This window comes from Paenibacillus haidiansis, assembly GCF_036553665.1.
GTDB classification, from domain to species: Bacteria; Bacillota; Bacilli; order Paenibacillales; family Paenibacillaceae; genus Fontibacillus; species Fontibacillus haidiansis.
In genome coordinates, this window is sequence record NZ_JAZHPZ010000012.1 from 155,179 (window position 1) to 165,000 (window position 9,822).

A 9,822-nucleotide genomic window follows, 5' to 3' on the forward strand; every position below is an offset into this window, starting at 1 on the left:
GTAGCGAATCAGGATTAGGACAAGAGCGAGGGTGGCCGTTACGGCCTCTCTCGGCAGCGTGTCGAAGAAGACCGACCTCGTGATCGCCGGCGAGAAGGCCGGCAGCAAGCTGGCCAAAGCCCAGGAGCTCGGCATCCCCGTGATCGAGGATGAGAACGAATTTATCCGCCTGTTAAACGGCGGCGACAGTTAATAATCAATAAACGGAACCGTTTATTTAAATCCCGGACCGGCGTCTCTTATCATTCGGAGCGCCCGGCCCGGGATTTTTTCCTTTACCGGAAATTGTAACTTTCCTCTCTCCTCAAGCGTTATTTTCCTAAAACTTAACCCATTTTTTAGGAGGGTATTATGAAGGGGAAGCTATGGTATGTCACTGCACTCATATTCCTAGGCGTCAGCCTGATCGCCGGATGCGCCCGGGGTCTGAAAGAAGATGAGCAGAATCAAACGAAGATCATAAAAGTGCTGTATTCCGATGAAGATTATTTTTACCGGCAATACGGCGATTTGTTCACCATGAAGGAGGGGAATGTCGAATTCGAGGTCGTAAGTACGCAGGGGCTAAGCAATAATCCGGGGGGCAAGACGTACGATGAAGCTTTCGACGAGCTGGTGGAACGGGAGAAGCCGGATATTCTGATGCTGAACTCCACGATTTACGAAAAATACGTCGCCGCAGGCAAGCTGCTGGAGCTGGATCCCTTGATTCAAAGGGATGGGTACAGTCTGGACGGGATTCTCTCCGGTTTGGTCGAGGCGCTGCGGGAGATTGGGGACGATAAGCTTTACGGTTTAAACCCCACTTTTTATGGCAGCGTCTTATATTACAACAAAGATCTGTTTGAAGAATATGGGGTGGAGCCGCCGCATGACGGGATGACCTGGGAAGAAATCATGGAATTGGCCCAACGTTTTCCGGGGCAAAGCGGTGAGAACGGGGGTGGACAGGATGTCGATTACGGCTATGCGGCCGATTATCCGCTGACCTTTGATAATTTGGTGATCCTGTTTTCGTCTGCGGCAGGCCTTAATTACTTCAACCCCGATACGATGGAGATAACCATAGATACGGATTCTTGGAAAAAAGTATACGAGCTCGCCTTAAACGTCTACAAATCAGATTCGATTTACAGCCCCGAAGACCCGGGAGCCTCTATGCGAACGGTTAAAGAAGCGGTTCAAAGCGACCTTTTCATGACGGGTCGCGCGGCCATGACGGTAAACAGCTCGATGACTTTGCAGCAGCTGAATGAAGCTCCGTCCTTGACCAAAGACTACAAGTCGTTTGAATACGGCATCGTGGCCGCTCCGGTCGATCCAGCCGCACCTGACTACACCCGGGAGATCAGTCTGGGCGAGATCGTCGCCATCAATGCGGAGACGGCGAATCCTGAGGCTGCCTGGGAGTTTTGGAAATTCGTGAACGGCGCCGAATTCGCCAGAATCAATTCCAAAACCTTATACGGCCTGATGTCCAGGACGGATTACAGCAAGGAGTATAAAGGCACCGCATTGGATGCCTTCTATGCGTTGAAGCCGAAGCTGAACCGGAGCTATGTGAATCAGGATAAAATTCCGCAGGATTTTGCCGCCCGGTTCCAGGAGATCCGCGGCCGTGAAATCGGTCTGGTCCTGGACGGGACGAAGCCGCTTGAAGAAGCGCTGAAGGCGATACAGCAGGATGGCCAAGCGCTTTTGACGGAGTAAAGGCTTAACGGCTGTTCGGGAAATTTTTGCAGCAAGATAGTGACCCTCGTCATTGTATTCCTTCTCCGCTTCCGCTCATAGTAATTAAGTGGTAAACGGAAGCGTGAAACGCAGCGACTTCGAAGGATTTGCTTCGGCTTCCGAATTGATCAAAAGGAAGGATACAATCGATGAATCAAGACGCATTGCAGTGGAAGCCCTCGCGATTTAACGCGCAAAGCGAGAGCGACGACGGCGGCCTGATGCTGTATAACAGCTATACGGGAGCGCTCGCCTCGTTCGGGCCGGAGGAACGAAGCCAAGTATTGGAGTGGCTGCGGCCGGCAGCGCCTATACCGGAGCCCGCTCCCCCGCTGTACGCCGGATTGATCGAGCAAGGCTTTCTCGTCAAGGGCGAGACGGACGAGATGCGGCGCGCTCTGTTCCTGCATCAGTCCATCCACGCGCAGGACACGATGCACCTGGTTCTCCTGGTCACCGAGGCCTGCAATTTTCGCTGCAATTATTGCTATGAATATTTTCCGCGGGCTTCGATGCGTCAGGAAGTGATCGAGGGGCTCGAGGCTTATGTCCGGGACCGCGCCAAGTCGCTGAACCATTTGACGATCAGCTGGCACGGCGGAGAACCGCTGCTCGTCCCGCATATCATTGAACGGCTGTCCCGCTCTTTTATGGCATCCTGTGAGCAAAGCGGCGCGGGCTATAGCGCCGAAATGTCGACTAACGGCTACTATTTGACGCGGGAGCGCTTTGAGCAGATGCTTGATCTCAACGTCGGACGGTTCATGGTCACGCTGGACGGCGAAGGCGAGACGCACGACGCCCGGCGAGGGCTTAACGGCGGTGGAGGGACGTACCGGACGATTGTCGATAATCTGCTGTCTCTTAAGCAGGTGGATCGTCCGTTTGAAATTAATTTACGCGTCAATTTCGACAACAGCAATCTTGAAGCGGTCGCGGAATTCATTCCCGTTTTGCGCGATCTGTTCGCGGACGACCCGCGGTTTAAGGTGTATTTCCGTCCCGTCGGCTGTATGGGAGGGGAGAATGACTTGAACCTTCCGGTGTGTGACGAACGTACCAAAGACGCGAAAATCTGGGAATTCAACGAACAGGCGATTCAGGCGGGACTTACCGTCAGCTCGTTTATTTCGGATATTTTGCTGCCTACGGGAGCCGTGTGCTATGCGGCCAAGCCGAATTCGCTGATCGTCGGGTCGGACGGACGCCTGTATAAATGCTCGGTGGCGCTGGAGCAGGACAATAACCGGCTCGGCTGGATTCACCCCGACGGCACGCTGGACCTGGATTATGACAAGTTGGCGCTGTGGACGACGTCCGGAGAGGAAACGGATGAGAAATGCCAAGCCTGTTTCTTCCGGCCTGCCTGCCAGGGCAATCATTGCCCGTTGTATAGAATGCGTACCGGCCAACGCCCTTGCTCTTACGAGAAGCGTCAGATCAAGCGGACGCTGAGGACGATCTGGCTGCAGAACGAGCGGGATGACGCGCTGGAATTTGCCGGATCGGGGGAACAGGCCCGGCCGTAAACGACTGGATCATGACTTCATGATGTGAAGGAGGTGAATGCGTCGTGAAGGTAATCCGTTCCGCAGCCCAAGCTGCTTTGGTCAAAACGGGCCGCGTTTCCAAATCGGTTCCGGGTAATTTGAGTTAATCGGTTCGCAACATGAAATCCTCAAGCTGGATTGATTTCCGGCTTGAGGATTTTTTTCATTTTGGGGGATGGTTAATCATTAGGTTCAATCATTACATTATGCTAACATACTCTGAAATAATATTACATAAATTTATTTATATATTGTAATTTTATTTCTATTGATGTACACTGAGGGCAGATAGAAGAGGAGGGATATGGTTGCTGGATAATTTGACAACGGAGACAAGAAATCGCCGCACAATGGATTTGGATCAACTGCCAACGATATCGGTCCTGGAACTTATTCAAGAGGAAGACGCCAAAGTATCGTTGGCGATCAAGGAGAAGCTGCCCGAAATCGAACTTGTAACCAAGCGGGTGATCGAGAGCTTTAAGGAGGGGGGACGCCTTATTTATTTAGGGGCCGGCACCAGCGGACGGATGGGCATTCTGGATGCCGTCGAGTGCGTGCCGACGTTCGGTACCGACCCGGAGATGGTGCAGGGAGTAATCGCCGGCGGCGACGCGGCCATACGCTTCGCGGTGGAAGGCGCGGAGGATTCGCCGGAACAGGGAGCGGCGGATCTGGAGAAACTGGACTTAAGCGCCAAAGATACCGTCCTCGGCATCGCGGCCAGCGGGCGAACCCCTTATGTCATCGGCGGGTTAAGGTATGCGACAGGAGTAGGAGCCGCGACGGCATCCCTGGCTTGCAACAAAGATGCTGAAATCAGCAAGTACGCCGAGTATCCGATTGAGATTGTAACCGGTCCGGAAGTGTTGACGGGCTCGACCCGATTAAAAGCCGGAACGGCGCAGAAGATGGTGCTCAACATGATCTCCACGGCGGCGATGGTCGGCATCGGCAAAACATTCAGCAATTTGATGGTGGATGTTCAACCCACTAACGAGAAGCTGGTGGCCCGGGCTAAATCGATGATTCGGGAGATTACGGGATGCGATGTTGAAACCGCTTCCAAATATTATGAAATGAGCCATCACCAAGTAAAGGCCGCCGTGACGATGCTGCTCGCGGGCCTGAACTACGAGGAAGCCCGGAAGAGGCTGGAGGAATCGGACGGCTTTATTAGCCGGGCCATACAACAAAAGTAAGGGGGATATGACAATGGCAAAAGAGAAGGATTTGGCCTTAGGGATTCTGGATACGATCGGCGGAATCGAAAATGTCGAGCTGGTGACCCACTGCATGACGCGTGTCCGCCTCACTTTACGCGATGAGGAGGCGGCGGACATCGATCGGCTGAAAAAAGTGCCCGGCGTCATGGGGGTCGTCGTTGAATCCACCCTTCAGGTGGTTGTCGGTCCCGGCCTCGTCGGCAAGGTGGCGAAAGAAATCGCCGATATCAGCGGGGTTGAGATGGGCGAGATTATCCCGGCGGATGTCTCGGCCCCGGCAATGGACGGCGCACGGCCGGACAATAAATCGGACAATAAAGAGGAAGCTGCCAGAATAGCCGCCAAAAATAAAGAAAAGTATAAGCAACGGAATAATACTCCGATTAAAAATTTTTTGAAATCGATTTCTCACATCTTTATTCCGCTTGCGCCCGCCTTTGTAGCCGCAGGTTTGCTGGCGGGGATCACTTCCGTGATCGCCAACTTTATTACGTCCGGGCATCTGGCCGGGGACAGCTGGCAGCAATTCAACCTGATCTTGAATGTAATTAAGAACGGTATTTTCTCTTATATGGCCATCTTCGTCGGGATCAACTCGGCCAGAGAATTCGGGGCCAGTCCGTCGCTTGGCGGCGTCATTGGGGGCGCCACGCTGTTGACCGGGATGAAGCCCGAGCTCCCCATCGTCAACTTGTTTACTGGCGATCCGCTTATCGCCGGGCAAGGCGGGATCATCGGTGTTGTATTGGCCGTGTGGATTCTGTCCATCATCGAGAAAAGATTGCATAAAATCATTCCCAATTCGATTGATCTCATTGTGACCTCTTTCCTCAGCGTGCTGATTACCGGATTGTTGACCATCTTCCTGATCATGCCGTTTGCCGGCTTTGTCGCCAGCTATCTGCTGACAGCCGTCAACTGGATATTGTCCGTCGGCGGTGCATTATCCGGCTTCGTACTGGGCGGAATCTGGCTGGTCATGGTCATGCTCGGCCTGCATCATATTATGACCCCGATTCATATCGAGCTCATTAACCAGACGGGCATGACCGTGCTGCTGCCGATTCTGGCGATGGCCGGAGCGGGACAGGTCGGCGCGGCGTTGGCGCTTTGGGTCCGCTGCTACAAAAACAAACCGCTCGCCAATATCATTAAGGGCGCCCTGCCGGTCGGCGTCATGGGCATCGGCGAGCCGCTCATTTACGGCGTCACCCTTCCGCTCGGCAAGCCTTTCGTAACCGCATGCCTGGGGGCCGCGTTTGGCGGAGCCGTGATCGGCTACTTCGGCAACGTCGGGGCGATCGCCATCGGAGCCACCGGCATAGAAATGCTCCTGCTGATCGCCGACGGCAAATGGTGGATCTATTTGCTCGGCTTGATCACGGCGTACCTCTTCGGCTTCCTGCTCACTTACTTTTTCGGCGTGCCGAAGGAAGCGAGACAGCCTAAAGAGGCGTAACTCATACGGTTAATGATATGAATGAAAAGATAAAGGAGTGGTTTTCATTGGGCGGCGTACTTGTTTCGCTGACAGAGCAGAGCATCGACCGTACGTTGGAGTATTTGGCCTTCATGCGGCAATACGGATTCGATACGATTTTTACCTCTTTGCAGATTCCCGAGGAGGAGCCGGCCGACCTGCTTGAACCGTTGGGGCGGATCGGCGGGTTTGCGGGCGAGCACGGGATGGAACTGATGGTGGACGTGTCCCCGCGGGCATTTCGTAACTTCACGCTCGGACAACTTAAAGACCGGGGCGTTACGGGGCTGCGTATAGATAACGGCATGGAAAACGCCGAGATCGCCGCGCTGACTCATAACTGGCAGGTTTCCTTGAACGCCAGTACGATCGATCAAGCCTTCCTCGACGATCTCGGAAAATTGGGGGCCGATTTTTCAGCCCTCGAGGCGTGGCATAATTATTACCCCCGTCCGGAAACGGGGCTGGAATGGAACACCTTCAAAGCGCAGAACGAGTGGTTAAGAGCTCAAGGCTTGAAGGTCGGCGCCTTTATTCCGGGGGACGGTCGGCGCCGGGGCCCACTGTATGAGGGACTGCCGACGCTGGAGCAGCACCGGCATCAATCGCCGTTCGCCAGCTACCTGGAGCTGCATGCCGAAGGAGCGGTGGACCTGGTGGTCATCGGAGACTTGTCGCTCGGCGAATGGACGATGAAGCAATTTATTTCATGGCATGAAGGAATCGTGCTGCTCGGCATCCGCGAACAGCGGCCATCCCATGTATGGGAAGAAGTTCATCATAATCGGCCGGATATTGCCCGTGATGTGATCCGCTCGGAGGAGGCGCGCCGGCATTTTCGGGGAAGTATCCCGCCCGACCATTGTGTGGAGCGGCCGCGGGGCGCCTTGACCCTGGATAACGACAACTATATGCGGTATAAGGGAGAATTTCAAATCGTGGTGAACCCGTTGCCATCCGATGAGCGCGTCAACGTCATAGGCTATGTTGCGCAGGAGGATCTGCCGCTGCTGCCGTTATTGCAGAAATGGCGTTATCCGTTCCGTTTTCTTGCCAGAGATCAGGATCGGGAATAATATAATAGTATTGAGATGGTTGAAAGATTAATTGGAGGCGTTGGCGTGGGTGTTGGTCAAATTTTGTCGCGAATCGAGAATGTGCTGCCTAAATTGACGCAATCCGAGCAAAAGGTGGCGCGCTTTGTCCTGTCCGCTCCGGAAGAAGTCGTGTTTATGTCGGTGCAGGAGATGGCGAACCGTTCCCTTTCCAGCAGCGCTTCCGTCGTCCGCTTTTGCCGTTCCATGGGCCTCAAGGGGTTCCCGGAATTGAAAGTGGCGATATCGGCCGATTTGGCCAAAGACCAAAAGTCGGGTTATTACGATTTGAACAAGAATGAAAATACCGCCGACCTGGTCGATAAAATTCTTTCGAATGCGGTTCAGTCGCTGCGGGATACGGTGGGCCTGTTGGACCTCGAAATGATAGAAAAAGTGGCGCATACCCTATACAACGCCCCGGCGGTATTTGCTTACGGTGTCGGCGCCTCGGCTTTGGTTGCGGAGGATATCGCGCAGAAATGGCTGCGTTTGGGGAAGAACGCCTACGCCTTATCGGATCTACACGTTCTGACCATGAGCATGGCGAACGCGCCCAAGGGGAGCGTTTTTATAGGAATATCATACAGCGCCGCTACCAAGGAAGTATTGCAAATGATGAAGTTCGCCAAGAAAACGGGGCTGGTGACGATCAGCTTCACCGGGTTCGGGAAGAGCGAGCTGTCGGAGCTTAGCGATTTCAGCCTGTTTACTTCCCTGGCTCCCGAAGCGAAGGTCCGAAGCGCGGCGACCGGCTCGAAGCATAGTCAATTTTTCATTATCGACGTGTTGTATTATGTTTGCGCTTCGATCGATATCGAAGCCTCGCTCGATAAAATCCAAAAGACCCGCGATGCCATCAACAGTTTAAAGCGAACCGAAGCTGCCGATTAGACCGGTTGCTGTCATTTCCGGGCATATAAGCAAACGAGAAGCCTTTTGGTCCCTTGACAGGTCCGAAAGGCTTCTTGGTATGCAAATTTTTTTCCGCTGAAGTGGAATCACTAGCAATTTTTTGTAACTTTCTGAGTCGAACATGCGTTATACCTCTAGAGACCAGATTAAAAAAAATCATACGGGGGGTAAAATCGGAGCTCACAAGGTACATAGCATGCAAAAATCATGTTCAAGGAGGATCTTATGTTAAAAGGCAAATTGCTGCCCAAGCTGGTGCTTGCGGCGATGAGCGCCATGCTGGTGATGGCTGCCGGCTGTACGCCGAACCCGCAGAAGGAAACGCAAACCCAAAGAAGTCTGAAAGTGATGTTTTACGATGAAAGTTATTTCTTCCAACAATACGGCGATCTATTCGCCATGCAGTATCCGGATGTCGATGTGGAGGTAATCAGCACCCAATCCATATACTCCGGCGATGAAGTGACCGACTATAATAAAGCGATTCGGGATTTCATCAAAAAGGAACAACCGGATGTCGTGATGCTGGGCATGGAAAATTACGAGAAAATGGTCTCCGACGGGGAACTCATGGAATTGGACGCCATGATTGAACGGGACAAATATAATACCGAAACGATTTATCCCGCACTGATTGAAATGCTTAAGGAAAAAGGGGGAGGCAAGCTGTACGGGCTAAGTCCTACCTTTAGCGCGGACGCCGTATTTTATAATGTCGATTTGTTTAATAAATACGGTGTTGAGCTTCCTCACGACGGGATGACCTGGGCGGATATTCTGGAGCTGGCCCGCCGGTTCCCGACGGATGGCGATGACAAAACCCGGATTTACGGCTTTGGGGAGAGATATGGAGGTATGTCCTTTAGCAGTCTGGCCCAGAGAATTGCCTCTGCGGAGGGACTAAGCGCAGTCAACCCGGATACGTTAAAGGTGACGCTCAATACGGACTCTTGGAAAAAGGCCTACAAGACTGCACTCGATGCGGTTGAATCGAAAGCGGTCTATAACCCCGAAGATGGAGGGTTTATGGGCGGCACGATGGAGGAATACTACAAAAGTCAATTGTTCCTGGTGGGACGGATGGCGATGACAATCGGTGACCCGTATACGCTGCAAAGCTTAAAGGATGTCAAAAATAGCCTAAAGGATTACAAACCGTTTGAACTGGGAATGGTCTCGGGCCCGGTTGATCCGACCGATCCGGAGACGACGCGTTCCATTTACTTCAGCGATCTGTTCGGCATCAGAGCCGGATCGCCGAATGCGGATGCCGCTTGGGATTTCCTCAAATTTATAAACGGTGAAGATTTCGCCAGAATCAAATCGAGAACGATGAACAACGGGATTTTGTCGCGGATGGGATTCAATAAAGATTATGACGGACACAGCCTTGAGGTCTTTTATAAGTTGAAGCCGAAATTATCGAATGATTCGTACGAGCGGATGGAAAAAATCCCGATGGAGTTTTATCAAGAGTATCAACAGATTCTCGACAGGGAAATGGCATTGGTCGAAAAGAAATCGAAATCGATAGACGAAGCCTTGCAGGCGGTCGAGCAGGAGGGTCAGGCAGCCCTCGACAAAGCCGTCAAGGACAAAGAAGCCAAAAAGGGCTCGGAGGATTCGGCCGACGGAAGCGGCTCCGAATCAAGTTCAAGCGCGGGGAGCTCCGTAATTATAGTGGAGCCTTCCAATTAGCGATTGTGTACAAGAAGACTATTCCCGGACAATTTGCCCGGGGTGGTCTTCTTTGTTTATATTAAGTTGGGATATTTTACTTATTGCTTTTCGTCGTCAGGCGTGGTAAATTATTTTTTGTCGCTTCG

Annotated in this window: 7 protein-coding genes and 1 pseudogene; all 8 read left to right on the forward strand. The window is 52.7% G+C overall.

Annotated features, from left to right (window positions below; genetic code table 11):
* Positions 1-52: 52 nt before the first annotated feature.
* A pseudogene (locus V3851_RS20240) lies at positions 53-193 on the forward strand (BRCT domain-containing protein); the annotation flags it as partial.
* A gap of 158 nt (positions 194-351) precedes the next feature.
* A complete protein-coding gene (locus V3851_RS20245; protein WP_331848378.1) occupies positions 352-1,710 on the forward strand; it encodes an ABC transporter substrate-binding protein in 1,359 nt (452 codons plus the stop codon).
* A gap of 170 nt (positions 1,711-1,880) precedes the next feature.
* The gene (locus V3851_RS20250) at positions 1,881-3,260 is read left to right on the forward strand and encodes a radical SAM/SPASM domain-containing protein (protein ID WP_331848379.1); all 1,380 of its coding nucleotides are present in this window, start codon (positions 1,881-1,883) and stop codon (positions 3,258-3,260) included.
* Positions 3,261-3,589: 329 nt separating this feature from the next.
* On the forward strand, positions 3,590-4,483 hold the full coding sequence (murQ, locus tag V3851_RS20255; RefSeq protein WP_331848380.1) for an N-acetylmuramic acid 6-phosphate etherase: 894 nt from the start codon (positions 3,590-3,592) through the stop codon (positions 4,481-4,483).
* A 13-nt stretch (positions 4,484-4,496) separates the two neighbouring features.
* On the forward strand, positions 4,497-5,966 hold the full coding sequence (locus V3851_RS20260) for a PTS transporter subunit EIIC (RefSeq protein ID WP_331848381.1): 1,470 nt from the start codon (positions 4,497-4,499) through the stop codon (positions 5,964-5,966).
* Positions 5,967-6,013: 47 nt separating this feature from the next.
* Positions 6,014-7,063 carry a DUF871 domain-containing protein gene (locus tag V3851_RS20265; protein ID WP_331848382.1) on the forward strand — a complete coding sequence of 350 codons (1,050 nt, stop codon included), beginning with the start codon at positions 6,014-6,016 and terminating at the stop codon, positions 7,061-7,063.
* 45 nt (positions 7,064-7,108) lie between these two features.
* Positions 7,109-7,975 (forward strand): MurR/RpiR family transcriptional regulator, encoded by an 867-nt coding sequence (locus tag V3851_RS20270; RefSeq protein ID WP_331848383.1) that lies wholly within the window; start codon positions 7,109-7,111, stop codon positions 7,973-7,975.
* A gap of 246 nt (positions 7,976-8,221) precedes the next feature.
* A complete protein-coding gene (locus tag V3851_RS20275) occupies positions 8,222-9,694 on the forward strand; it encodes an ABC transporter substrate-binding protein (protein WP_331848384.1) in 1,473 nt (490 codons plus the stop codon).
* The last annotated feature ends 128 nt before the right edge of the window (positions 9,695-9,822 follow it).

Excerpts from the sequence above, each read along its gene's own strand:
- V3851_RS20250 (WP_331848379.1), top strand. The coding sequence starts at position 1,881 with ATGAATCAAGACGCATTGCAGTGGAAGCCCTCGCGATTTAACGCGCAA.
- V3851_RS20245 (WP_331848378.1), top strand. The coding sequence starts at position 352 with ATGAAGGGGAAGCTATGGTATGTCACTGCACTCATATTCCTAGGCGTC.
- V3851_RS20260 (WP_331848381.1), top strand. The coding sequence starts at position 4,497 with ATGGCAAAAGAGAAGGATTTGGCCTTAGGGATTCTGGATACGATCGGC.
- V3851_RS20275 (WP_331848384.1), top strand. The coding sequence starts at position 8,222 with ATGTTAAAAGGCAAATTGCTGCCCAAGCTGGTGCTTGCGGCGATGAGC.